Raw genomic sequence first — 24,606 nt, 5'->3', positions numbered from 1 at the left:
TACTTAAAGGAATTTCTTTATTTTTATAGGGTTTTAAGGCCTATAACTTGCAAATCCTGGAAGAAAAAAACAGTTGAGAAATTCTCAACTGTTTCATCTTTTTACATCTTAACGCACTTCTGCATTGACTTTTTCTTCAAGTGAAGCTTGGATTTTTTCCATGTAGCGTGCAACTTCTTCATCTGTCAAGCTATCTTCTGGATTTTGGAAGGTCAAGCTATAAGCCATTGACTTCATACCAAGTCCTAGTTTTTCGCCTGAGAAGACGTCAAAGAGTTTGATATCTGTCAAACGTTTCACGCCAGCTGCTTGGATGGCATCGACCACCTCTTGGTGAGTCACTTCTGCTTTGAGGAGAAGGGCGATATCACGGCTCACAGCTGGGAATTTAGTGATTTCCACAAAGGCTGCGGCTGGTTGAAGAGCTGCTTCAATAGCAGATAAGTTCAATTCTGCCACATAGGTTTCTGGGATATCATAAGCTTTAGCTGTTACAGGATGGACTTGTCCCAAGACCCCAATCACTTGGTCACCCAGTGAGATCAAGGCTGTCCGACCTGGGTGGAGACTCTTGATTTCTTGTGTTGCTGTATAAGTCACATCAAGACCCAAGCGAGCAAAGAGGGCTTCAAGGATTCCTTTTGCATAGAAGAAGTCAACTGGAACAGCTGCAGTTTGGAAGTCTTTTTCAGCGACAAGGCCAGTTAAAGCAAAGGCAAAGCTGTTGATTTCGTTTGGCAATTCTTCTTTTGGATTACCTGTCTGTTCAAAGACTTTTCCGATCTCGTAGAGGGCCAAATCTTTGTTTTTACGAGCGACGTTGTAAGCTACGGTATCTAAGATCCCTGAGATCATATTTTGACGGAGGACTGAACGATCCACAGTCATTGGCCACATGAGCTCTGTTAAGTTACTTGGCGCAGTTGTGAATTCCACGGCTTTTTCAGGAGTTGTCAACGCATAAGTGATGATTTCAGTCAAGCCTGCTCCTTCAGCAATGGTTCGAACTTGGCGACGCAATTTTTGAGTTGCTGTCAATTCACCTGCTGTCCCGTCATCTTTTGGAAGGGTTGCTGGTAATTTGTCATAACCGTAAATCCGAGCGATTTCTTCAAAGAGGTCCGCTTCAATGGTGATATCCCAACGGCGGCGAGGGACGCTGACAGTAAAGCTTTCAGCATTTCCAGAAAGACCAAATCCAAGACGACGGAAGACATCTTCGACATCGGCATAAGTAAGATCTGTCCCAAGGACACGGTTAACGTCTGCAAGGGTAGAAGAAACTTCCACATCAGAAGTATCGAGCTGGCCTGCTGAAACGATTCCCTTGCGAACAGTGGCACCTGCAAGCTCTGCAATCATGCTCGCTGCCGCATCAAGGGCTTCATTGACGGTTGCCACATTGATCCCTTTTTCAAAGCGAGAAGATGATTCAGAACGAAGGTTAAGGCGACCGCTAGTCTTACGGATCGATTTGCCATTGAAGACAGCTGCTTCAAGGACAACACGAGTAGATTTTTCAGAGATTTCTGTAGCTTGTCCACCCATGACACCTGCAAGGGCTACTGGTTTGTCCGCAACCGTAATCACGAGGTCACTTGTTTCCAACTCACGTTCTTCCCCATCCAAGGTTACTAATTTTTCACCAGCACGCGCTTCACGCACACGGATGTCGTTTCCTTCAAAGGTATCCAAGTCAAAGGCATGCATCGGCTGACCAAAGTAGAGCAAGATATAGTTGGTCACGTCCACCACGTTATTGATTGGACGGATGCCTTCATTCATGAGAAGATTTTGCAACCATTGTGGACTTGGTGCGATGGTCACATTGTCCAAGATACGAGCGGCATAGTAAGATGCCTTGTCTGTGTCAATGCTGACAGAAAGAGCATCCGCTGCAACTTGGTCTGTTTCTGTTAAAGTAAATTCTTTGAAGTTGACTGCCTTGTCATAGATGGCTGCTACTTCATGTGCTACCCCACGCATCGAAAGAGCATCTGCACGGTTTGGAGTGATAGAAAGCTCGATGATTTCATCATCCAAGTCTAGGTAAGAGAAGACTTCTTCTCCTGGAACAGCATCCTCTGGCAAGATTTGGATGCCATCCGCAAATTCTTTCGGTACAACTGAGTCAGAAATGCCTAACTCACCAAGTGAACAGATCATCCCAAGGGATTCCAAACCACGGATTTTCCCTTTTTTAATCTTGTAGTTATCTGCGATGCGAGCACCTGGAAGAGCCACCATCACCTTGATGCCTGCTCGCACATTTGGTGCTCCACAGACGATTTGACGCGCTTCTTCTTCCCCCACATTAACTTGGCAGACATGAAGGTGTGTCTCTGGCACATCTTCACAAGACAAGACTTCTCCGACGACAATTTTTGAGAGACCAGCAGCAGGAGATTCTACACCTTCTACTTCGATCCCTGTAGTTGACATTTTTTCAGCCAACTCTTCTGATGGCACATCCACGTCCACCAATTGTTTTAACCATTTATATGATACTAACATTATTCTGATCGTAAGATCCCACTTGGTGAGATCTTCTCAATTCCTTTCTCTCAATTTGGACCCACAATTAAGCTTGCGGATTCTCCTTCAAATGCTTGCGCAGCAACCAGTCGATATCCACAGCTTCCCCTGTGATAAAGTGGTGCTCGCTAAATCGTTCAAATCCGAATTGTTTGTAAAAGTTTTGGGCCTTAAAATTCCGTTCCCAGACACCCAGCCAGACCCAGTCAAATCCACGTTTTTGAGCCTCTTTTAAGGCAAAGGTAAACATTTCCTTGCCATAGCCCTTGCCATGATGTTCTTTTTTGACATAGATGCGCTGAATTTCAAAAGCATTGTCCATCTCTACTGGCTCCGTTTGTGCCTTGCCCCAGTTAAACTTGAGGAAACCACAAATTTCCTGATGGTGATCAAGGACAAAATAGGTCTCTGATTCCGGGTCTGCTAGGTCCTTTTGGATTTGCTCTAGCGATAAAACCATCTGGTAGTAATCTTCCATATCGGCATCAGAGTTGTAGGGACCAAAGGTATCCCCATAGGTTTCCACCTCTAATTCCCTTAAAATATGAAAATCTTTCGCCTTAACTTTTACTAACATGATTATTTAAACTGCTCTGAGAAGCGAACATCCCCTTGATAGAAGCCACGGATATCATTGATTCCATAACGAAGCATGGCCACACGCTCTTGACCAAGTCCAAAGGCAAATCCTGAATAAACTGTTGGGTCAATACCACTCATCTCAAGGACGCGTGGGTGAACCATACCGGCTCCCATGATTTCAATCCAACCAGTTTTCTTACATACGTTACATCCCGCTCCACCACACTTGAAGCAAGAAACGTCCACTTCAACCGATGGCTCAGTGAATGGGAAGTAAGAAGGACGCAAACGGATTTGACGTTCTGCACCAAACATCTTTTGCACGATCAATTGAAGCGTTCCTTGAAGGTCTGCCATAGAAATGCTTTTCCCAACGACCAAGCCTTCGATTTGATGGAATTGGTGGCTGTGGGTCGCATCATCTGTATCCCGACGGAAAACCCGCCCTGGAGAGATCATCTTCAATGGTCCCTTGCTAAAGTCATGCGCATCCATCGCCCGCGCCTGTACAGGTGAGGTATGGGTCCGAAGCAAGATTTCTTCTGTGATATAGAAGGTATCCTGCATATCCCGCGCTGGGTGATCTTTAGGCAGATTCATGCGTTCAAAGTTGTAGTAGTCTTGCTCTACTTCGAAGCCGTCCACGACTTGGTAGCCCATCCCGATAAAGATATCTTCGATTTCTTCACTAGTTTGGGTCAAAATATGACGGTAACCACTAGCAACTGGACGTCCAGGAAGGGTCACATCGATGCTTTCGCTAGCTAGTTTAGCTTGGACTTTCTTTTCTTCCAAGAGTTTGGCTGATTCTTCGAAGGCAGCCGTCAAGACATCACGGGCTTCATTGACGTGTTTTCCAATAACCGGACGCATTTCAGCAGAGACATCTTTCATCCCTTTAAGAATTTCCGTCAGAGATCCTTTTTTCCCAAGAACAGAGACCCGTAGTTCTTGCATCTCTTTTTTATTTTCAGCAGAGATCTGCTTCAAGGCTGCCAGCGTTTCTTCTCGAAGCGCTTTTAATTGTTCTTCAATCGTTGACATATTTCCTCCATCATGGTCCACCTACAGACATAGAAAAAAACACGCACCAACACCCACATTCGGAGCGTTGACACGCGGTACCATCCGTTTTTATCTGTAAACCAGACCTTAATTTCTAAATCCTTTACGCAAGTGAATTCACTCAGCTTTCATGCAAAGAGCTTTCAGTCACGGCTCTTCTCCCTGTCACACTTCCCTTGAGGTACTAGTCTTGCAGATTTCTATTCAATTACCATTTAGTTTATCAGATTTTTAGTTAAAAAACAAGTTAGATGAGACGAATTCCAATAGAAAAAGGAACAAGAAACAGTGCATTATCTATTTGCCTTGTCTGTTGCATCTGCTTGCCTTTCCAATAGAAGAGTGGCTGCTTGGTTAAAACCATCACACCAGTTATACCATTTTGCTTCATACTCATCTTGAGGTAAGATACGATGTTTTAAATCCAAGACAGAGTCTATCTTTCTTTCCTCGCAAGCTTGCGCATAGAGAGCATACAACTCATCGCCACCATCTCTATCAAACTCAGCAGAAATCGTATCCCGACCTGCCAATAAAGCCTGATAAGCCCTGTGATGCCCGTCTGTAATCAAGAAGCCATCTCCAAATGCCAGAATACTAATTGGATCCATATTGATGATTTCTGCCGACTGATCAAGCATCTGGATATCATGTAACTTCTTTTCTGATAAGTATAGTTGGGTCGGATGAAGATCTGTTATCTTAACTTCCATATCTTTCTCCTCTACCATGAGTAACATAGTTGGTTGTGAGCACTAGTAGACATTTTTAAAGGTCACGATTTTAAGACCTGCCAAAGCCAAATTCCTCTGCCATTCTTGTTATTCAATTTGTTTTTATTCGATGACTTGTCCAGCTTCTTTCAAGACAGATTCTGGAATGGTAATGCCTAATTCTTCTGCCACTTTTTTGTTGATGACAGATTTTCCTTGGCTAAAGATTTCAACAGGTGTATCCGCAGGTTTTTGACCTTTCAAGATCTTCGCAGCCATTTTACCAGTTGCTACTCCAAGATCGTGTTGGTCGACAACGACTGAACCAAGACCACCAGCTTCTACCATAGCTGTCGCACTTGGGAAGATTGGTTTTTTAGCTGTTTTGTTGGCTTCGACAACTGTTGAGAAGGCTGAAGCGATGGTATTGTCGATTGGAACCCAGATGGCATCGACTTTGCCTGACATTACAGACACAGTGGAAGCAATTTCGTTTGTAGAAGGAACAGAATAAGGAACGACCTTGTAGCCTGCTTTTTCAGCCAATTTTGTAAATTCTTCTACTTGAGATTTTGAGTTATCTTCACTGGTTGAGTACAGGATCCCAATTGTTTTCACGTTCGGAGTCAATTCTTTGATTAATTTCAACTGTTGCTCAGTTGGATTGTGGTCAGATACCCCAGTGATATTGCCACCTGGTTTTTTCAAATCTTTGACCAAGTTTGCGCCGACCGGATCAGTGACAGCTCCCATAACGATGGGTTTGTCTTTTGTTGCACTAGCCAATCCTTGAGCAGATGGAGTTGCAATTCCAATCAAGACTTGGTTATCCTTGTCTACCAATTGTTTACTCATGGTTGCAACTTTGTTTTGGTCGCCTTCAGCATTAAGGAAATCAATGTCCACTTTATCCTTATCATAACCTTCTTCAGCCAAACCATCTTGAATTCCCTTGTAGATCAAGTCAAGCGAAGGGTGGCTGACCAGCTGTAAGACCCCAACTTTAGCCTTTTCATTGCTGCTTGCTGCCTTGTTGTCTTTGCCTGCTGTAGCTGAATAGATCGCTGTCCCAATGACTGCTGCTGCAATCAAACCAATAATTCCCATTAAACGTTTATTTTTCATTTTTAATACCTCTTCTATTTTTCATTTTCTTCTTTTTTTCCATCATCTAAAGACTGCGACGCCATCGTTTCTTCATATCTTTTCTCCCTTCTCATCTAAAACAAAAAACACGCCCACACATAGCAAAAGCTATGTGAGGACGTGTCATCGCGGTGCCACCTCACTTATGGGAAAAGGATAGTCTCCCCCATATCTCTGTCTTGTCTAGCAACAAGTTGCACGATAAGGTGTGCCAACCGAATTTTTATTGTTTCAAATTCATCTCATCATTAGTCCAATTTCATAAACTGCCGCTACCCACTCTCAGCAACCGTAGGCTCTCTTGAAACTTTCATTTACTACTTTTCTAATTTCTTACATTTTAAAGTTTTCTTTCAAAAATGTCAATACTTTTTCTGCATTTTTTTGAAAACGTTCGCATTTTCTATTGAACAGCCCCTAGCTTCTTTCTGGGATTTCCTCTCTAATTTTGATATAATTTACTAGAATAAACGCTAGAATGATGAGGAATCCCATGTCTTTTGATGGATTTTTTTTACACCATATGGTGCAAGAATTGAAGGCCGAACTCTTGAGCGGTCGCATTCAAAAAATTAACCAACCCTTCGAGCAAGAATTGGTGCTCCAAATCCGAGGCAATCGGAAAAATCAAAAACTCTTGCTCTCAGCCCATTCTGTCTTTGGACGGATTCAACGGACCCAGACCAACTTTGAAAATCCTGCCTTTCCCAATACCTTTATTATGGTTATGCGCAAATATCTTCAAGGCGCTGTCATCGAAGGGATTGAGCAAATGGAAAACGACCGGATTCTCGAAATCCGTGTCTCCAATAAAAACGAAATTGGAGATGCCATTTCTGTCAGCCTCATGATTGAAATCATGGGCAAGCACAGTAATATTATTCTCCTGGACCGCACCAGCAATAAAATTATCGAAGCCATTAAACATGTCGGCTTCTCACAAAATAGCTACCGGACCATTCTCCCTGGGTCGACCTATGTAGCTCCTCCGAAAACCGACGCGGTCAATCCTTTTACAATTGGAGATGAATCCCTTTTTGCCCTTCTTCACAAGGAAGAGTTAAGCCCAAAAAACCTTCAAAAATGTTTCCAAGGTTTGGGGCGAGATACGGCTCAAGAATTAGCCAAGCGACTTAAGACGGATGAAAAATTAAAAACCTTCCGTGCCTTTTTCCAAGCTCCAACTGAGCCTCGCCTAACGACCAAATCCTTCTCGGCTATCCCCTTTGCAGATGCGACCAATCAAACCTTTGAAACACTTTCCGATCTGCTGGATGACTATTACCGAGACAAGGCTGAGCGCGATCGGGTGCAACAACAGGCCAGTGAATTGATCCGCAAGGTCGAAAACGATCTTGAAAAGAACCGGAAAAAATTAGCCAAACAAGAAGCTGAGTTAGTGGCGACCGACAATGCGGAAGAATTCCGCCAAAAAGGAGAATTGCTGACAACCTTCCTCCATCAGGTACCCAACGACCAAGACCAGGTTGTTTTGGATAATTACTATACAAATGAACCGATCACCATTCAACTTAACAAGGCCCTGACCCCCAATCAAAATGCCCAACGCTACTTCAAACGCTACCAGAAGTTAAAAGAAGCCGTCAAACATTTGACCATCCTCATTCAAGAAACCAAGGAAACCATTTCTTATCTTGAAACGGTTGAAACCGCCCTTTCTCAAGCGAGCCTGGCTGAGGTGGCTGAAATTCGAGAAGAGCTGATCCAGACCGGCTTTATCAAACGGCGTAACCGTGAAAAAATTCATAAACGTAAAAAACCAGAAAAATACCTGGCTAGTGATGGAAAAACCATCATTTTAGTAGGTCGCAATAATCTGCAAAACGATGAACTGACCTTTAAGATCGCTAAGAAAGATGAGCTCTGGTTCCATGCCAAAGATATCCCGGGAAGCCATGTCATCATTACAGGAAATCTAAATCCATCGGATGAAGTGAAGACCGATGCTGCAGAGTTGGCTGCCTACTATTCCAAGGCCCGTCTCTCAAACCTGGTCCAAGTAGATATGATCGAAGCCAAGAAACTCAATAAACCAACTGGTGGAAAGCCAGGTTTTGTCACCTACACCGGCCAGAAGACTCTGCGGGTCACCCCAGAAGAAGAAAAAATCAAAGCCATGAAACTAACAGACTGATTTCAAAAATAAAAGGTTGAGCGATGCTCAACCTTTCGTATTGAAGATAATGTTATTTAAGAAACTTTCCTTAGGTGAGAACGGACGTCAGCGAACTTCGAAGAAGTTCCATGACTTAGTTTTGAGCCTAAAGTCTCAAAACTCCCGAGTGCTTGAAATGATTATATTTCAAGCACTTTTCTCACGGCGGAAAGTTTCAATCTATGTTGAATGAGCCTAAAAGTATACCTCATTTTATTTTTCAGCATTCTTAGAACAGTTTGTCTACATTCTAAAAGGTTGAGCGACGCTCAACCTTTTTATTCTGCTTTATTAATGTCTTCTTTGACCTCATCAACATTGAATTTGGCAAAGAGGTACTGACGGTCTTGAACTGGGAAACGTTGATCCAGCTGATCGATGGCCCCCACCTCTACAATCCCTTCTGTGATGACAAAATCCATGACATGGCCACCAAAGGTGTGGTCATCTGAGATAAAGTGCAAATGATAACCAGCCACACTCACGCCATGGAAAATTTCTGGTGTCCAAAAACCGACGATGGTTCCAGTGACATTTTCCCGTGTATATTCTGGCTGATGGGTTGCAACCTCTGCAAACTTCATCTCTGGTGTTGATTTTGGAATCATACGGACATGCATCTTGGCAAAGTCACCACGAATCTTAATGGAGCGGAAAAGATTTTCCCCATCGTAATAAGATTCAATACGGGCTTCCAATTCCTCGTCCGTCATTTCAAAGCGTTGGCGGAAAATGACTTCTGCTTGGTGAGGGACGACTGCTGCATAGGGAACCTTGGCATCCGGAGAAACTTCGACTATTTCAGGATGGTCCCCTGATCCCTTGGCCTGATATGCCTTACCATCTAATACGATCAACTCTCCATCAATAGAATCAAGCGTCCCAACTCCTAGATCTCCGTATTCCAAGAGTTCTCCAATCGTAAATGAACCCCCGTACAGACCCGCCATTAGGGCACCTAAGGTATTGTATTGAAAAAGTTTCACTGGTTCCATGTTTTTCTCTCCTCATTCTATCTTCTACCAGTATACCACAAACTATTCCGAATCTTCACGATATGGTTTTGATTAGAGGCTATCATAGAGGGTTTGCATCTGCACATCGTCTGGTACGATCGCCAAATACTGATTAGCCACTTCACGCGCCTTCGTCACATCTCCAGCCTCACGCAACAAATAAACATAGGCTTCGAGGAACTCTGGGTTGTCCTTTAAATCCTCATAGAGCTCTTGGTAGGCTGAGACGGCCTCTTCTGTTTTCTCCAAGGCAGCCAAGGCACGGGCAATGTTCCAACGGGTGACAACTGTTTCGACTTCTTCATTTTGCCAAGCCAAGACTTGGTCAAAGCGTTCCTGTTCCAAATAAAGGGTGGTCAGGCGAAGAGCAATCTCTTCGAGATCATCTGCCACTTCTTTAGCCTCTAATAGATAAGCTTCTGCCTGTTCAGGCTGGTGAAGTTCATAAGAAAGCTGAGAAGCAAGAAGCATCAATTGGGCATCAAAGGGATTCTTCTGGATCCCTTGTTTAGCAATCCCAAGCGCTTTTTCACGGTCATTTTCAGCCTGTAAAGCCAAGGCATAACCGTACTCATAGCCCTCAAAATCAGGCGACAAGGTATCAATTTGTTTGTAGTAGATCAGGGCTTTTTGGAATTCTTCTTGGTCAGACAATAAGGTCGCTAATTCGTAAGCAATCTGGTCATCAAACTCAATCTCCAGAGCCTTCTCTAAGAAAGGAACAGCTGCTTCAAACTTACCAAGATTGGCATAGGCAAAACCAATCCGTTGATAGGTGGAAATACCTGTCGCTTCCAAAATCTCCCGATTGTCCAATTGAGCATACTCTTGGATAGCCTCTTGGTAGCGTTCCAATTCCAGATCAATTTCAGCTAGCCCTAATTGAATGATGGGATCATCAGACAGACGGGCTGCTTCAACTAATTTTTCACGCGCCACATCTGCTAAGCCTTCCATCTGATAGAGATCCGCCTTAACCAAGAGACTGGCCACATACCAGTTAGAGTCTGGCTCAATTTCTTCTAAATAAGCAAAGGCCTCTTCCATTTGACCTTCCTCTGCAAGGATAGTTGCCAAACTTAGATACACTTCTGGATAGGTTTCTGCAATCTGTTCATAGATCTCCTTTGCCTGAGGGTAAAAACCGATACTTTCAAGATATTGACCTAAATCCAATAATTGTGCTTCACTATCTTCTAACAAAGCCTGTTGAAATTGAACTTCTGCTTCTTCTAGCTCCTGCCGATCGAGAGCCTCTACCATTTGTTGACTATGACTCACTGTGTGTTTCCTCTTCTACTTCATTGTGTTCTTCATACAAGCCACTGACGACCTTATACCATTCAAAGATAGCTCCAATCACCACCTTAGCAGATGCATAGACTGGAATTCCAAGGAAAACTCCCCAAATTCCAAACATAGATCCTGACGTCAAGAGCACAAATAAAATGGTAATTGGATGGATATTTAACTGGCTTCCCAAAACCAACGGTGATACAAAACGTCCTTCAATGGTTTGCTCCACTGCAAATACAATCAAGACCTTGATAAACATCTCTGGTCCTGCTACCAAGCCCAATACTAAGGCAGGTAACATGGCTAAGAAACTACCCAAGTATGGGATCAAATTCAAGATTCCCGCAGAGATCCCCAGTGTCACCGCATAGCGCAAGCCAATGATCTTAAAGAAGATGATGAACATAATGGCGACGACAATGGCTACCGTAATTTGCCCTCGAACGTAGTTGGAGAGTTGGGTATTGACATCTGAGAGAACTTGTTCAGCAGATTTACGAATCTTAGTCGGTAAGAAGCGAACAATGTGGCCCTTTAAATTTTTTCCATCTCGCAGAAGATAAAAGACAATAAAAGGCATGATGATCAAGGCAACAATAACTTGCGAAGCCACTCCGATCAAGTTGCTGACCCAATTGACAGCCCGCCCAGAGATCGAACTCGCCCAAGAAGTAATGTTTGCAGACAATTCCTTGGTGATCTCATCTAACTGGGGTTTGATATCTGAGGAGACGCGATTATCTAGAAAATCATCGATGGTTGCATTGGCCTTCTCCAAATAAGTTGGCAGGTTATGAAAGAAACTCACCACTTGTCGTTGGACAGCTGGAATCACTACAGCCAGACCCCAGATTAAGAGCACTGCAATCAAGAAAAAGACGAAGGAAATCGCAAAAATCCGCTTAAGTCCTTTTCTTTCAAGAAAGTCAACAATGGGGTTGAGCAGGTAATAGAGCAAACCAGAGATAATGACAGGCAGCATGACGGCTCCTGCAAACTCAAAAATAGGAATAAAAATAAAGGTGATTTTACTCAAAACCAAAAGGTTCAAACCCAAGAGCAAGGTGACTAAAAATACGGTAATGGCCTTGTTGTCTAAAAACCATCTAAAAAACCAGGACAAACTAAACTGTTTTTCTTTATTATCCACAGAGAACTCCTTTTTCATTTCAATCTGTTTCTATTTTAGCATTTTTTGAGCTTGAAGTTACGAAAAAACTAGCAAAATAAGAAAGAAAGGCCTCCCTTTTCAACTAGCAATTGCCTTCCAATAGGACCTTTGATATAATAAACCTAACAAATCATACGAGGTGACCTATGTCTCAAACCATTTATTTCGGTACCTATACCAAAAAAGAATCCAAAGGAATATACAAGGCACAATTTGACCCTGAAACAGGGACATTGAACCATCTGGAACTAGTGGCAGCTGAGCCCAATCCAACCTATATCGCCTTTTCTGAAAAAGGCAACCTCTATAGCGTCGGAGCTGAAGAGGGAAAAGGAGGAATCGCAAGTTTTACAGCTGATTTTCAGCCGCTCAATCACGTCGTTGAAGAGGGAGCACCACTCTGCTATGTCTCTGTCGATGACAAGCGTCAACTGGTCTATGGAGCCAACTATCACAAAGGTCAAGTTCTCGTATATCAGCTAGAGGCAGGTGGGCGTTTGTCCTTTGTCGATCAAGACACCCACCAAGGAAGTGGTCCTCATGCCAATCAAGCAAGTCCACATACCCACTTTGCAGACCTTACACCAGATCAGTATCTGATCACGTGTGACCTAGGAACCGATAGTTTGCATGTCTACGACCTTAGTGAGGAAGGAAAACTAAGCCTGATCAATCAATATCAAACAGCGCCCGGCGCAGGACCTCGTCACCTTGTATTTCATCCCCATTATAAGACAGCTTATCTGATCAATGAATTAAACGCAACGATCGATGTGCTCTTCTACGATGGAATGGGAGAATTCGAACACTTCCAAACCGTCTCTACACTTCCATCCGACTATGAGGGGCAAAAATGGGCATCGGCCATCAAGCTCTCAGCTGATGGAAAATTTCTCTACGCTTCTAACCGTGCTCACAACTCTATCGCTGTCTTTCAAATTTTGGCAGATGGCAGCCTAGAACTAATTGAAATTGTTCCAACACAAGGCCTCAATCCACGTGATTTCACTCTTAGTCCTGATCAAAACTATTTGATCGCAGCCCATCAAGATTCACCTAATGCCACCGTCTTCAAACGAGATTCTGCTAGCGGAAAATTGACCCTTCTATCCGACGACTTCTATGTTCCAGAGGCCGTTTGTACGGTTTTTCATTAAGTCGTTTTAGTTGTCAAACCTCTAAAAAAATGATTAAATAGATGAGAAAAAGGCGTGAGCCTGACTTCACAACTTATATTTTAGGAGACCCTAACATGAATCCATTGGACTTATTTAACCAAGTGAAAGAAATGATCGAAAAGAAAGATTTCGACGCTGCCAAAAAATTTGTTGATGACAACAAAGACAACCTCGGTGACTACCTTGAACAAGCCAAAGAGCTTGTATCTGGAAATGAAATGGTCAGCGGTGCCTTGGACAAAATCAAAGGCTTGTTCTAATAAGACGATGAGAGTGGGACAGAAATCGGTCATTCGTTAGAATTCGATTTCGTCGTCCCACCTCCGCACAGTTGAGTAGGGCTGTAAAAGCTGATGAAATCAGCGTAGTAGAGCCCACTCAACCACTGCGTCTTGCCCTACAATCCAAAAATAATTGAGAGGCCAGGACTTTTGTCCCAGCCTCATTTTTGTTTACCCCAAGCAAAAAAAGATCCTTGAGAAGACTCAAGGATCTTTCTAGTCTAGTAAACTAGATTATTTTTTCAAGTTGTAGAATGATTTCAATCCACGGTATTCAGCTACTTCACCAAGTTGATCTTCGATGCGAAGCAATTGGTTGTATTTAGCGATACGGTCTGTACGTGAAAGTGAACCAGTCTTGATTTGTCCTGCGTTTGTTGCAACTGCGATGTCAGCGATTGTTGAATCTTCAGTTTCACCTGAACGGTGTGATACAACGGCAGTGTAACCAGCTTCTTTCGCCATTTCGATAGCGTCGAATGTTTCAGTAAGAGTACCGATTTGGTTAACTTTGATAAGGATTGAGTTAGCAGCACCTTCTTCGATACCACGTGAAAGGTAATCAGTGTTTGTTACGAAGAGGTCGTCACCAATCAATTGAACTTTACCACCAAGACGTTCAGTAAGAGCTTTCCAACCTTCCCAGTCGTTTTCATCCATACCATCTTCGATAAGTATGATAGGGTATTTGTCAACCAATCCTTCAAGGTAGTCGATTTGTTCAGCAGCAGTGCGGACAGCAGCTCCTTCACCTTCGAATTTAGTGTAATCGTAAACTTTGCGTTCTTTATCGTAGAATTCTGATGATGCACAGTCAAATCCGATAAATACGTCTTTACCTGGAACATAACCAGCAGCTTCGATAGCAGCGATGATAGTTTCTACACCATCTTCAGTTCCGTCGAAACGAGGAGCAAATCCACCTTCGTCACCAACGGCTGTTTCAAGACCACGACCTTTAAGGATTTTCTTAAGAGCGTGGAAGATTTCAGCACCCCAACGAAGAGCTTCTTTGAATGTAGGTGCACCAGCAGGTACGATCATGAATTCTTGGAAAGCGATTGGAGCATCTGAGTGAGATCCACCATTGATGATGTTCATCATTGGAGTTGGAAGAACTTTAGTGTTGAATCCACCAAGGTAGCTGTAAAGTGGGATTTCAAGGTAGTCAGCAGCAGCACGAGCTACAGCGATAGACACACCAAGGATTGCGTTTGCTCCCAATTTACCTTTGTTAGGAGTACCGTCAAGAGCGATCATAGCACGGTCGATAGCTTGTTGATCACGTACATCATAGCCGATGATTGCTTCAGCAATAATGTTGTTTACGTTGTCAACAGCTTTTTGAGTACCAAGACCACCGTAACGAGATTTGTCACCGTCACGAAGTTCAACTGCTTCGTGTTCACCAGTAGAAGCTCCTGATGGAACCATACCACGTCCATGAGCACCTGATTCAGTATATACTTCTACTTCAAGTGTTGGGTTACCGCGTGAGTCTAGGACTTCGCGAGCGTAAACATCAGTAATAATTGACATTTCTTATTCTCCTTATTGAGTTATATTTTTTACTCCTCTATTATATCGTAATTAGGCTATTTTTTCAAGAAAAAACAAGGAAATCTACGAAAATTGAGAAGTTTTTAACAAGAAAACGGTTCCACTATCTTATTTTCTGCCATTTCCCCTCCTTATTTAATTTTTTAGCATTCTTCTACTCTTCTGCTACGCTTTATGCTATACTAAACTTATGACAGATATTAATAAAACGATTTTAGAAAAAGCTGCTGGTCCTACTCGATTCAATCCGGATGAGCAGCGTCGATTTTTGGAGACGTATGAGGAACGGGTGATTGCTTCATGCACCTTGGAGGAGGCAAGGGACAAGATGTACCTGGAGCAGTATTCGACAATCCTCACTGATATTTCAGAGCGCTTTCAACCTATTTTGGTCAAGATCTCTCCAGCTTTAGACGAAAGCAGCCAGCTACAATATTTGAAAAAAACCAAGGACCTTGGCTTGGTAGCGAGCATCGTTTCGGATGACTGTCGCCATTCCCCCTTTGGTCTCATCATCCATACTGACCACCCATCTGGAATTTCTCCAACAGATATGAGTCTCCAGTATCCAAATTTGTTTGAAAAGAAAGAAGAGACTGCCAGTCCAGAAAAGAAATCATTTTGGAAACGTCTCTTTAGCTAAAGAAAAACCAATGGAAGGGAACATCTCCTTTCCATTGGTTTTTTAGTTTGCTTTTATTTTTAAAAGGTTCCCAATATTTCGAGCACAGGAAATCAGATTCCTTTCAGCATGAGCGAGTGCATCTGCTACCTCACAAGGAACAGGTACGATAGAGAAGGCAGCTTCAATGTGATGACTAGGAAAAGCAGGCAAATCCTCCGCTAAGCTACCACAAATAGCTATCACTGGGATCTTCTCTGGTGTTCGTTTGGCCACCCCGACAGGTGCCTTCCCAGAAAGGGATTGGAGATCCATCCTACCTTCCCCAACAACGACCAGATCAGCTTTTTGTACTTTGTGATTAAAGTCAATCAAATCGAGACTTTTTTCAATTCCTGAGGAAATCTGACCTCCCGCAAAAGCGACCAAGCCAGCAGCCATGCCACCTCCAGCTCCGGCGCTAGTCATAGACAAAATTCGTGCATCAGCTAGCTGGTAAAAATCCTGCATAGCCTGATCAACAGCTGGAAACAGAAGGGGATTCAATCCCTTTTGCCCACCAAAGATATAGGTCGCTCCTTGACTGCCACAGAGAGGATTGGTTACATCCGTTAAGACTTGGAGCTCGATGTCTTCTAAAACTTTTGGAACCGCACTGGTATCTATTCTAGCTACACGACCGAGCGAAGCCCCGACAGGACGAAGCAGATGGCCTTGATCATCATAGAAGGCTACCCCTAATCCGGCTGCCATCCCAATCCCACCATCATTTGTTGCAGAACCGCCAATTCCCACACAGATCGTTTTAACCCCTTGGTCAACCAATTGCAAAATAAGTTCACCAATTCCTCGTGTTTCCAGTTCAAGAGGATTTCGTTTTTCAGCTGGAATGGAGCCTAAACCGACAAGTGAAGCCATTTCAAAAAAAGCCATCTTATCTTTTTGGTAGTAGGACATTGAAACAGGCTGTCCAAATGGTCCGGTTACTTGAGTTTGGTACTCCGTTACATCCAGAACTCCAGCTAGGGTTTCCATGGTGCCTTCGCCTCCATCCCCAATAGGAAGGAGGTCAAAAGTTGCATCTGGTAGAGCCTCTTGAAATCCTTTTTTCAAGGCTTCTGCTACTTGTTTGGCAGATAAGGATTCTTTAAATGAATCCGGGGCTAGTAGGATATGCATGCTGTTTCCTTTCTATGCTGGTCTAAAATTTCAAGAACAAGGCTTAAATCCCTCTTCTCAATACGATATAGGGCTCGCTCAGCGACGATTGGCTTGGCCATAAAGGCAATCCCGATACCGGCTGTTTCAATCATCGGAAGATCATTGGCACCATCTCCCATCGCAATCGTCTGACTTCGTGGGACATGATTTTCTTTCGCCCATGTCAGGAGGGACTCTTTTTTCCTTTCAGGTGTGATTATCCCACCGAGGACTTTACCTGTCAAACAACCATCAGAAGCCTGCAAACGGTTGGCGCGGACCAGATCAATTCCTAAAGACCTCGCGATGGGGTCGATGACTTCATGAAATCCCCCGGAAACAAGGCCAACCTTGTAACCTCTTTGATGCAGTTCCGTGATTAAGCTTTCAGCACCCGGTGTGACTTCCATCTGCTCCAAAATTTTCGGAAAGATAGAGGTCTCTAATCCCTTCAATAAAGCAACACGCGCCTCTAAAGATGCTGCAAAATCCAGCTCCCCATTCATTGCTTGGGCTGTAATCTCTGCCACTTTTTCTCCCACGCCAGCTTCTTGAGCTAGTAGATCAATCCCTTCCTGTCTTATCAAGGTTCCATCTACATCCATAACGAGGAGACCTGTTACTTTTTTCATCGCTTTCCTTTCTTATTTCTCCCTTACTATACAAAAATAGGGTTTAAATTTCAAGTTTCAATGATGATTTGAAGATAAAAAAATGACCTCCTAAAAGGTCATTTTTCTGTTATTAGAAGCGAATTTGCTCCCGGGTTTTTTCATAGGAAGTAACAAAGCGATCGGTTACGCCTGCTTCTACCATTTCCAAAGCATCTGAGATGACTTTGAAGGAAGCCGCATAGTCATATTCTCTTTCGAAAATATAAAGGGACTCATCAAAGGCTGCCTGTACATGATCGTCAAATGAACGGTAACGGTTCGAGTATTGCAACAATTGTTCTGTCAATGTCGCATTTTGAACAATTCGATACGCCGCTTCTTCCAATTCATTCATATCATTGGTCAAGATTTCCAACAAACGATTGGTTGATTCGATGTTGATTTTATCCCCTTCCAACTCATCCATCAAAGCTTCTGTATTGTTACTTGCAGTGAAGAAAATTTCTAAGAATTCTTGAGGAATTCCTGGCAAGTTCCGTTTGTCCATATAGCGTTTAATGGCATGCAAACGGTTGGCATAGATGTTGACTTTTTGGCGAGCATTGGCATCGTCTTTTTCAATTTTTGAAAGGGAATCACTTAAGCCAATTTGCTCATCTTCGATTTCTTTCAAGCGAGCTTCAATAGCTTCTAACTCTTCTTCTACGATAGAATAGGCCTTTTGTGTTTCAGATGAATCTTTCAAGGCATCTTCTACCACATTTTCTTGTGAAGATAGCTCAGCTTCCAACTCTTTTAACTGTTGGCTGAAGCTTTCATTCAAGACAAATGTTTTACCGAGACGTTCCACTTCTGCCGCAAGCTTGCTATTGTTATCTTTAGCATGTTTCAAATAGCCAGGCAGTTGTTTCACTAACTTCTTCACAACTTTTTGTGATTCAATTTCACGAGTAAAGATGTGATACAATGCATCGATTTCTTCTTGAATTTGTTCATTTTCGTAAATGGCATTGTCTAATTCAAGGGCAGATACATTTGCCATATTGTTCTTCAAAGAAGCATGCAACTGTTGGAAACGAGATTCAATATCTGTTTCAGTGAAGTGGTAGCCAGATTCCAAAAGCTTGCGGTAGCCACTTTCCAAATCCTCTAATTGGTCTGGAAGTTTTGACTGAAGAGCAGTGACAATTTCTGGCACTCGCTCAACAATTTGTTTTAAGGCCACAATATGGTTCTCAGCTGTATCAAGGATTTCAGCTGCTTCAACAGGGTCACCTGAAGAATTCAAGGTGACAAATTGTGAAAACTCAGATTGAATATTTCCAATTTGCTTTTCAATTTCAGGAAGTGCACTGCCATAACGATCTGGATCTGAAGTGACTTCTTTTTGAAGCTCTTCAAACATATCTAAGGCATGAACCACGCGTCCGCTATTTTTTTGTTCTTGCTCTTCAAGATCTGAAAGGGCTTGGCGAATCGCCTTGATATCTTCGTCGATCAATTGGATCTGACTTTCGATATTGTCAATGGCTTGTTTAGCCTTCATGAAACGGAAAGAATTATTGTAGCCTTCCGCCTCAAACAGATTGTTTTCAATATCAGCAAATGAATTTAAGGATAAATCTACCCATTTTTGATTCCATTCACGAAATGCAACTTGACTTTGACCAATCAAATGCATGTTTTTTACGGCCTCAACTTCATCGTTGACCGGAAGGTTATATAACTTTTCTTTTCGTTCTTCCAGTGCTGCCAGTAAGGCCTCGTTTCGTTTTCTCAAAATGACTGCAACCACATATCCTACAATCAAGATAAGGGCGACAATAAAGATGAGAACAATTAGTCCACTAGACATATAAAAACTCCTTCATCGTATTACTTGAACGTAATCCTAGTAATTATACCATAAAATATCCATTAATGGGAAGCGTTCGTTGAATTTTATACATCGAGTGTACTATATTCAGCGTTTTCTTCGATAAATTCCCGACGTGGTTCCACGCGGTCCCCCATCAACATATCAAATATCTTATCTGCTTCCGCAGCATCGTCTACTGATACCCGTGCCATCAAGCGGTGTTCGGGGTTCATAGTTGTTTCCCATAATTGGTGATCATCCATTTCCCCAAGACCTTTGTAGCGTTGGATGGTTGGTTTTGAGCGACCTTCTGAATAGCGTTCCAAAGCTGCAGCTAATTCTGCTTCTTGGTTCGCACCAGGTTGGATATATTCTTTGATCTCACTACCGACTTTGACCCCATAGATTGGTGGTTGCGCAATATAAACATATCCCGCTTCCAAGACTGGTTTCATATAGCGATAGATCAAGGTCAACAGAAGAGTTCGAATATGTGCGCCATCGACATCGGCATCGGTCATGATGACTAATTTTTGATAACGCGCTTTTGTGACATCAAATTCAGCACCAAATCCAGTTCCCATAGCAGTAAATAAACTACGGATCTCTTCATTGGCAAGAATCTTGTCCATACTTGCTTTTTCAACGTTCAAAATTTTACCACGGATTGGAAGAATTGCCTGAAATTCACGATTCCGACCTGATTTAGCAGATCCTCCAGCCGAATCCCCTTCGACGATGAAGAGTTCTGTTTCTTGTGGGTTGTTTGAAGAACAGTCTGCCAATTTACCAGGCAGGTTAGAAATCTCAAGTCCCGATTTCTTACGGGTCACTTCCCGTGCCCGCTTAGCTGCTACCCTAGCTTTCGCTGCTAAAATCCCTTTTTCAACGATTTTCTTAGCGATTTGTGGATTTTCCAAAAGGAAATCAGAAAAGGCATCACTAAAGAGTCGATTGGTAATTTTTACAACTTCTGAATTTCCAAGCTTTGTCTTGGTTTGTCCTTCAAACTGTGGGTTTGGATGTTTAACTGAGATAACTGCTGTTAAACCTTCCCGAACATCCTCTCCTGTTAAATTGTCTTCGTTTTCTTTTAAAAGTTTATTTTTCTTAGCGTAATCATTGATGACACGAGTGAGAGCTGTACGGAAACCTTGCTCGTGAGTACCACCTTCATGGGTATGGATGTTATTAGCAAAACTCATGACGGTTTCATGGTAACCCGTAGTATATTGCATCGCCACTTCAACGGTAATATCATCCATTTCCCCATCTGTATAGATGGGTGTTTCAAAGATGACATCTTTATTTTCATTGATATATTCGACGTAACTAGAGATCCCACCTTCGTAGTGGTAATGCTTTTCTTGCTCCAAGCCTTCTCGCTTATCCGTCAAAGAAATACGCAAGCCACGATTCAAAAAGGCTAACTCTTGAATCCGTTTATTTAATTTTTCAAAATCATACTCGGTGGTTTCCGTGAAGATTTCTGGGTCTGGAATAAAGTGGACGGTTGTCCCTGTCCGATCTGTCTCCCCGATGACTTTCAAATCATCCACAACATGTCCACGTCGATACTCTTGGTAATGGATACTGCCATTTTTATAGACGCGAACATCGAGGGATGTGGAGAGGGCGTTGACGACGGATGACCCTACCCCGTGAAGACCACCAGAAACCTTGTAGCCGCCTCCGCCAAATTTTCCTCCCGCGTGAAGCACGGTAAAGACAGTTTCAACGGCAGGTCGACCTGTCTTTTCTTGGATATCCACTGGGATCCCACGACCATCATCGACAACCGTGATCGAATTATCTGCTTCAATGAAAACTTCAATATGGCTAGCAAAACCAGCTAAGGCTTCGTCAATCGAGTTATCCACGATTTCCCAGACCAGATGATGAAGACCTTCTTTTGAGGTAGATCCAATATACATCCCCGGACGCATCCGAACGGCCTCTAGTCCTTCCAAGACCTGAATCTGACTGGCATCATATTCTTGTGCTTGATTTTCTTGCTGTTTATCCTCTGTCATAATTTCCCTTTTCTATTCAAATATAAACTGGTGTAAGTGTGGCATGGAATCAAATAAATAGGTCGAAAGCCCTGCAGCCTTCCCAGCTTCTATATCGATCGGACGATCTCCAATGACCAGACCGTCTTGAATGCCATATTTTTCCTTCAAATAAAGCATAGAGGCTGGGTCTGGTTTTCGAGGAAAGCCCTCGTCTGCTGTTACAATCTCCGTAAAGTAGGGTGCAATGCCTGTCTGTTCAATAAGGGTCAAAACTTGGCGATCCCGATGAGATACCAAAAAATGGCGTCCTCCATGTGCTTGGATCTCTTCTAGTAACTCTTTTGCTCCCTCAAATAAGACCGGCTCTTGCAAGCCCAAGGCTTCTTTTTTCTTGTACTCCGTACGAAAATTGGAAATATGAGGTGCAAAGGTTTGAATTGCATCCTGTGTTGAGATTTTTAATGCTGCATAAACAGAATCATGATCGGCTTGGATGTGAAAGTCCTTCAATGTCGCTACAAAGGCATTTGTGGACGTTTCGTAATTATCCAATAGCGTCCCACCAAGATCCCATATAAAATCATGATAATTCATAGTCAATATTATACCACAAATGGACAAAAAAAATAAGCTAAAACCCTCATTTAGGGGGGATTTTAGCCATTTTTTACGGTCATTTCATTTTAAATCATAGAGAAGTCATTTTCCGTCATAGGATGTAAACTTTCACCAGAAAATATGGTGTCCAAAAGAGCAATTTTAAGCATCTCCAAAGACATCTTGATAGAGCATTCCTTGACGAAGGCTTTGGGCATCTCCTCCAAACTGCTCTACCAAGGCATAGGCTAAGGCAAGCGCAGTTGAAGGACCACGACTGGTCAAGAGATTACCGTCTTTCACCACTGTTTCTTTCTGATAGTGTCCATCTTGAATCTCTTCTTCAAAACCATCGTAACAGGTATAGTTTTTATCTTTTAAGAGGCCGGCACGCGCCAAGACAATTGGTGCTGCACAAATCGCAGAAATGATTTTTCCCTTCCTACTTTCTTCTTGAAGAGCTGCAATCAATTCCGGATTATCCCGCAAATTCGCGGCTCCTGGCATCCCACCTGGTAAGAAGATTCCATCATAATCTGACAGATCCCCATTCCAGAGGCGGTCGACTTCCACTGTGATCTGGTGAGAACCTGTGACCGTTTCTTCCATGCCAACGAGGTCACAGTCGATCCCAGCACGTCTCAAAACATCGACAATGGTCAAGGCTTCAATTTCTTCAAAACCGTTTGCTAAAATCGTTGCTACTTTTTTCATTTTCATTCCTTCTTTCTATCTATTGCGCCTTTTTAAGGACTACTTTTTTACGGATTGGAGGCCCATCTTCTGGCTCTTTCTTTTTGCTACTATGATTATATATTGAAAGGACCAGTCCAATACCAATCAGGTTACTAATAATAGACGATCCACCTTGTGAGATAAAGGGGAGGGGAATTCCCGTCAAAGGGAGAAGACCCGTTACCGCTCCGACATTTTCAAAAATATGAAAGACCAGCATCATAATAAATCCGATGGAAATATAGGTATAAAATTGGTTATTGGACTGGAGGGTAATTTTTAAAATGCGGTAAATCAGGGTCACATATAAAATCAGCAGCACCAGAGCTCCAACAAAGCCAAAGTCTTCTGCTACTACTGTAAAAATCATATCACTTTCCCTTACGGGAACCAATAAATTAGATACATTAAATCCTTGACCAAAGAGGCCACCACTGGCAATGGCTAGCTGTCCTTGCGCCTGCTGATAGGTGGTTGTTTGTGCATAGTCAAAAGGATTTAACCAGGCTAAAATACGGTTCATTTGGTAGGTTGGCATCCCTACTTGCTGGTGCAGAAAAGCCCGACCCCCTTCTGATAGAAAGAGAAAGAGAAAGCCTGCTAACCCACCTGCTAGAAGCAAGATGACCGGCAAGATAATTTTCCAGGAAACTCCTGAAACGAGCACTAAGCCCGCAAAGATGGCCAAGAATACTAAGGCCGTTCCCAAGTCCTGCTGGAGGGCCAATAAGGCAAAGACCGGAATTGTATAGATGGTCATCTCTAGAATTAAAAACCAATCTTGTCGTAACAAACGCTCACGCCCCTTATTTCTTTGTAAAAATCGAACAATAGAGCGTGACAGCATCAGGATGAAGGGAATCTTCATAAATTCTGAAGGCTGAAATAAGGTGATGTTTCCATAAGCTACCCAGTTTTTTGCTCCTGTTGAAGCTACCAAGTTGGGATTATAAAAAACAAGGGGAAGAACCATCAAGGCCAGGCCAAGCAGGTAAAGAAAGGGGGTGATTTTCCAAAGAAATTTCGTGCTAAAAATGGTCACAATCAGGCAAATGACGCATCCCACACCAATCCAGGCCAATTGCTGCCCTAAAAAAGGCCACACCATTTGGGGATAGTCATGAGAAACTGCTACATAAACAGATAAAATCCCAATCATAAGAAGGGCGAAGACAATCCCAATGATCGAATAATCCAGGTGAATCGTCCAAAAATGATGTTTCTTCATTCACGTTCCTTTCTGTGAAAATCATCAAATCAATTAATAGAACAACATTTGTAGAATCAAGCTAGATCCTGCTACACAAAACCAAGCAATCAACCCTACTAGAAGGGGGGCTGCTCCTGCTGCACGGAACTGTTTCCAAGAAACCTTGCTTCCGATTCCGACCAAGGCCATGGCCATAAAGAGATGAGAAAGGTCCTTTAGGTAAGGAAGAACCACTTTAGGTACCAAGCCGATAGATGAAAGAATAGAAGCCACAATAAACCAGATGATGAACCAAGGAATAATTTTCTTTAGCATCCCTTTGTTTCTTCCTTGTTGCTTGCTCCGATACCATTTTAAACCAATCAAGCCCAAACAAACCGGTACAATCATCAGGGCGCGTGTCAACTTAACAATGGTCGCCATTTCACCCGCAGCCTTACTGTAGGAAAATGCTGCTGCTACAACTGATGACGTATCGTTAATAGCTGTTCCTGACCAGAGACCAAATTGAAAATTAGACATATGCCATACATGCCCTAATACTGGAAAGATAAAGACAGCCAAAATGTTGAAGAAGAAGATAGTTGACATAGATAAGGCAATTTCCTCTTCGTCTGCTTCAATGATCGGAGCAGCTGCTGCGATGGCAGATCCACCACAAATAGCTGTTCCAAACCCAATTAAGGTCCGTAGGTGAGATTTCAGATGAAAGACTTTCCCAAAGATCATCGCTGCAAGAAAGGCAACTGTTATTGTTGGCAGACTAATCTTCAAAGAAGACAAGCCTGTAGAGGCAACCGTCGCAATCGGCAAGCTAAATCCCATGAAGATAATCGAATACTGCAATAATTTCTTACCAGACCAGTTCAGTCCTGGTCGTGAATTCTCTGGTAAATCTACTAATTCATTGAGGACAATTCCTAAAATCAAAGCAAAGACACTGGAGCCAATGATGGGAAAGAAAGTTCCTAACAGCATGGCGCAAAGAGCCAGTACAAATGCAATTGCAAGTCCAAATCCTTTATTTTTCATTCTC

21 protein-coding genes are annotated in these 24,606 nt (G+C 42.8%); 4 read left to right on the top strand and 17 right to left on the bottom strand.

What is annotated here, in order from left to right; all coding sequences use genetic code 11:
* Positions 1 to 108: 108 nt before the first annotated feature.
* From pheT to trpX, 5 genes are all read right to left on the bottom strand, one after another.
* Positions 109 to 2,514 carry a phenylalanine--tRNA ligase subunit beta gene (gene pheT / locus I2E70_RS03465; RefSeq protein WP_195423450.1) on the bottom strand — a complete coding sequence of 802 codons (2,406 nt, stop codon included), beginning with the start codon at positions 2,512 to 2,514 and terminating at the stop codon, positions 109 to 111.
* 67 nt (positions 2,515 to 2,581) lie between these two features.
* A complete protein-coding gene (locus tag I2E70_RS03460; RefSeq protein WP_024055668.1) occupies positions 2,582 to 3,112 on the bottom strand; it encodes a GNAT family N-acetyltransferase in 531 nt (176 codons plus the stop codon).
* A gap of 2 nt (positions 3,113 to 3,114) precedes the next feature.
* Entirely contained in the window at positions 3,115 to 4,161 is a 1,047-nt protein-coding gene (gene pheS / locus I2E70_RS03455; RefSeq protein WP_195423448.1) for a phenylalanine--tRNA ligase subunit alpha, read from the bottom strand.
* A 314-nt stretch (positions 4,162 to 4,475) separates the two neighbouring features.
* Positions 4,476 to 4,895, bottom strand: coding sequence for a chromosome partitioning protein ParB (locus I2E70_RS03450; RefSeq protein ID WP_195423446.1), 420 nt, complete (start codon positions 4,893 to 4,895; stop codon positions 4,476 to 4,478).
* Positions 4,896 to 5,018: 123 nt separating this feature from the next.
* On the bottom strand, positions 5,019 to 6,020 hold the full coding sequence (gene trpX, locus I2E70_RS03445; RefSeq protein ID WP_195423444.1) for a tryptophan ABC transporter substrate-binding protein: 1,002 nt from the start codon (positions 6,018 to 6,020) through the stop codon (positions 5,019 to 5,021).
* A 514-nt stretch (positions 6,021 to 6,534) separates the two neighbouring features.
* On the opposite strand from trpX, the gene I2E70_RS03440 reads away from it, so the two are divergent.
* Positions 6,535 to 8,196 (top strand): Rqc2 family fibronectin-binding protein, encoded by a 1,662-nt coding sequence (locus I2E70_RS03440; RefSeq protein ID WP_195423442.1) that lies wholly within the window; start codon positions 6,535 to 6,537, stop codon positions 8,194 to 8,196.
* 299 nt (positions 8,197 to 8,495) lie between these two features.
* On the opposite strand, the gene budA is transcribed toward I2E70_RS03440, so the two are convergent.
* From budA to I2E70_RS03425, 3 genes are all read right to left on the bottom strand, one after another.
* Positions 8,496 to 9,212, bottom strand: a complete 717-nt coding sequence (gene budA / locus I2E70_RS03435) for an acetolactate decarboxylase (protein WP_023918623.1) — start codon at positions 9,210 to 9,212, stop codon at positions 8,496 to 8,498.
* Positions 9,213 to 9,284: 72 nt separating this feature from the next.
* A complete protein-coding gene (locus I2E70_RS03430) occupies positions 9,285 to 10,514 on the bottom strand; it encodes a tetratricopeptide repeat protein (RefSeq protein WP_195423440.1) in 1,230 nt (409 codons plus the stop codon).
* Positions 10,504 to 11,679, bottom strand: a complete 1,176-nt coding sequence (locus I2E70_RS03425; RefSeq protein ID WP_195423438.1) for an AI-2E family transporter — start codon at positions 11,677 to 11,679, stop codon at positions 10,504 to 10,506. Before I2E70_RS03425 ends, I2E70_RS03430 begins: the two co-directional genes overlap by 11 nt.
* Positions 11,680 to 11,846: 167 nt before the next feature.
* On the opposite strand from I2E70_RS03425, the gene I2E70_RS03420 reads away from it, so the two are divergent.
* Positions 11,847 to 12,857 (top strand): lactonase family protein, encoded by a 1,011-nt coding sequence (locus I2E70_RS03420; RefSeq protein WP_195423436.1) that lies wholly within the window; start codon positions 11,847 to 11,849, stop codon positions 12,855 to 12,857.
* 95 nt (positions 12,858 to 12,952) lie between these two features.
* Positions 12,953 to 13,138 (top strand): hypothetical protein, encoded by a 186-nt coding sequence (locus I2E70_RS03415; protein ID WP_195423434.1) that lies wholly within the window; start codon positions 12,953 to 12,955, stop codon positions 13,136 to 13,138.
* A 255-nt stretch (positions 13,139 to 13,393) separates the two neighbouring features.
* On the opposite strand, the gene eno is transcribed toward I2E70_RS03415, so the two are convergent.
* The gene (gene eno, locus I2E70_RS03410) at positions 13,394 to 14,698 is read right to left on the bottom strand and encodes a surface-displayed alpha-enolase (protein ID WP_195423432.1); all 1,305 of its coding nucleotides are present in this window, start codon (positions 14,696 to 14,698) and stop codon (positions 13,394 to 13,396) included.
* Positions 14,699 to 14,909: 211 nt separating this feature from the next.
* Here eno and I2E70_RS03405 point away from each other — a divergent pair, with 211 nt between their 5' ends.
* The gene (locus I2E70_RS03405) at positions 14,910 to 15,362 is read left to right on the top strand and encodes a DUF1694 domain-containing protein (RefSeq protein WP_024055076.1); all 453 of its coding nucleotides are present in this window, start codon (positions 14,910 to 14,912) and stop codon (positions 15,360 to 15,362) included.
* Positions 15,363 to 15,404: 42 nt separating this feature from the next.
* On the opposite strand, the gene I2E70_RS03400 is transcribed toward I2E70_RS03405, so the two are convergent.
* From I2E70_RS03400 to I2E70_RS03365, 8 genes are all read right to left on the bottom strand, one after another.
* Positions 15,405 to 16,520 carry a glycerate kinase gene (locus I2E70_RS03400; protein WP_195423430.1) on the bottom strand — a complete coding sequence of 372 codons (1,116 nt, stop codon included), beginning with the start codon at positions 16,518 to 16,520 and terminating at the stop codon, positions 15,405 to 15,407.
* A complete protein-coding gene (serB, locus tag I2E70_RS03395; protein WP_023918628.1) occupies positions 16,505 to 17,173 on the bottom strand; it encodes a phosphoserine phosphatase SerB in 669 nt (222 codons plus the stop codon). Before serB ends, I2E70_RS03400 begins: the two co-directional genes overlap by 16 nt.
* Before the next feature lie 112 nt (positions 17,174 to 17,285).
* The gene (gene ezrA / locus I2E70_RS03390; protein WP_195423428.1) at positions 17,286 to 19,010 is read right to left on the bottom strand and encodes a septation ring formation regulator EzrA; all 1,725 of its coding nucleotides are present in this window, start codon (positions 19,008 to 19,010) and stop codon (positions 17,286 to 17,288) included.
* 86 nt (positions 19,011 to 19,096) lie between these two features.
* Complete coding sequence (gene gyrB / locus I2E70_RS03385) at positions 19,097 to 21,046, bottom strand: DNA topoisomerase (ATP-hydrolyzing) subunit B (protein WP_049491085.1); 1,950 nt, start codon at positions 21,044 to 21,046, stop codon at positions 19,097 to 19,099.
* 12 nt (positions 21,047 to 21,058) lie between these two features.
* Positions 21,059 to 21,622, bottom strand: coding sequence for an HAD-IA family hydrolase (locus tag I2E70_RS03380; RefSeq protein WP_003007999.1), 564 nt, complete (start codon positions 21,620 to 21,622; stop codon positions 21,059 to 21,061).
* A gap of 165 nt (positions 21,623 to 21,787) precedes the next feature.
* Complete coding sequence (locus I2E70_RS03375) at positions 21,788 to 22,339, bottom strand: DJ-1 family glyoxalase III (protein ID WP_070448775.1); 552 nt, start codon at positions 22,337 to 22,339, stop codon at positions 21,788 to 21,790.
* Positions 22,340 to 22,358: 19 nt separating this feature from the next.
* Positions 22,359 to 23,588 (bottom strand): FtsW/RodA/SpoVE family cell cycle protein, encoded by a 1,230-nt coding sequence (locus I2E70_RS03370; protein ID WP_195423427.1) that lies wholly within the window; start codon positions 23,586 to 23,588, stop codon positions 22,359 to 22,361.
* 33 nt (positions 23,589 to 23,621) lie between these two features.
* Positions 23,622 to 24,602, bottom strand: a complete 981-nt coding sequence (locus I2E70_RS03365; protein WP_070448771.1) for a YeiH family protein — start codon at positions 24,600 to 24,602, stop codon at positions 23,622 to 23,624.
* Positions 24,603 to 24,606: the final 4 nt, after the last annotated feature.

Origin of the sequence: Streptococcus parasanguinis (assembly GCF_015556095.1) — a bacterium.
In the GTDB taxonomy this organism is placed as follows: domain Bacteria; phylum Bacillota; class Bacilli; order Lactobacillales; family Streptococcaceae; genus Streptococcus; species Streptococcus parasanguinis_Q.
Note: the sequence above shows the minus strand (reverse complement) of the source record. Positions and strands in the feature narration are given on the sequence as shown.

Bases quoted from the DNA above. Each gene is read 5' to 3' on its own strand.
- pheT (WP_195423450.1), bottom strand. From the start codon at position 2,514: ATGTTAGTATCATATAAATGGTTAAAACAATTGGTGGACGTGGATGTG.
- I2E70_RS03460 (WP_024055668.1), bottom strand. From the start codon at position 3,112: ATGTTAGTAAAAGTTAAGGCGAAAGATTTTCATATTTTAAGGGAATTA.
- pheS (WP_195423448.1), bottom strand. From the start codon at position 4,161: ATGTCAACGATTGAAGAACAATTAAAAGCGCTTCGAGAAGAAACGCTG.
- I2E70_RS03450 (WP_195423446.1), bottom strand. From the start codon at position 4,895: ATGGAAGTTAAGATAACAGATCTTCATCCGACCCAACTATACTTATCA.
- trpX (WP_195423444.1), bottom strand. From the start codon at position 6,020: ATGAAAAATAAACGTTTAATGGGAATTATTGGTTTGATTGCAGCAGCA.
- I2E70_RS03440 (WP_195423442.1), top strand. From the start codon at position 6,535: ATGTCTTTTGATGGATTTTTTTTACACCATATGGTGCAAGAATTGAAG.
- budA (WP_023918623.1), bottom strand. From the start codon at position 9,212: ATGGAACCAGTGAAACTTTTTCAATACAATACCTTAGGTGCCCTAATG.
- I2E70_RS03420 (WP_195423436.1), top strand. From the start codon at position 11,847: ATGTCTCAAACCATTTATTTCGGTACCTATACCAAAAAAGAATCCAAA.
- I2E70_RS03415 (WP_195423434.1), top strand. From the start codon at position 12,953: ATGAATCCATTGGACTTATTTAACCAAGTGAAAGAAATGATCGAAAAG.
- eno (WP_195423432.1), bottom strand. From the start codon at position 14,698: ATGTCAATTATTACTGATGTTTACGCTCGCGAAGTCCTAGACTCACGC.
- I2E70_RS03405 (WP_024055076.1), top strand. From the start codon at position 14,910: ATGACAGATATTAATAAAACGATTTTAGAAAAAGCTGCTGGTCCTACT.
- I2E70_RS03400 (WP_195423430.1), bottom strand. From the start codon at position 16,520: ATGCATATCCTACTAGCCCCGGATTCATTTAAAGAATCCTTATCTGCC.
- serB (WP_023918628.1), bottom strand. From the start codon at position 17,173: ATGAAAAAAGTAACAGGTCTCCTCGTTATGGATGTAGATGGAACCTTG.
- ezrA (WP_195423428.1), bottom strand. From the start codon at position 19,010: ATGTCTAGTGGACTAATTGTTCTCATCTTTATTGTCGCCCTTATCTTG.
- gyrB (WP_049491085.1), bottom strand. From the start codon at position 21,046: ATGACAGAGGATAAACAGCAAGAAAATCAAGCACAAGAATATGATGCC.
- I2E70_RS03380 (WP_003007999.1), bottom strand. From the start codon at position 21,622: ATGAATTATCATGATTTTATATGGGATCTTGGTGGGACGCTATTGGAT.
- I2E70_RS03375 (WP_070448775.1), bottom strand. From the start codon at position 22,339: ATGAAAAAAGTAGCAACGATTTTAGCAAACGGTTTTGAAGAAATTGAA.
- I2E70_RS03370 (WP_195423427.1), bottom strand. From the start codon at position 23,588: ATGAAGAAACATCATTTTTGGACGATTCACCTGGATTATTCGATCATT.
- I2E70_RS03365 (WP_070448771.1), bottom strand. From the start codon at position 24,602: ATGAAAAATAAAGGATTTGGACTTGCAATTGCATTTGTACTGGCTCTT.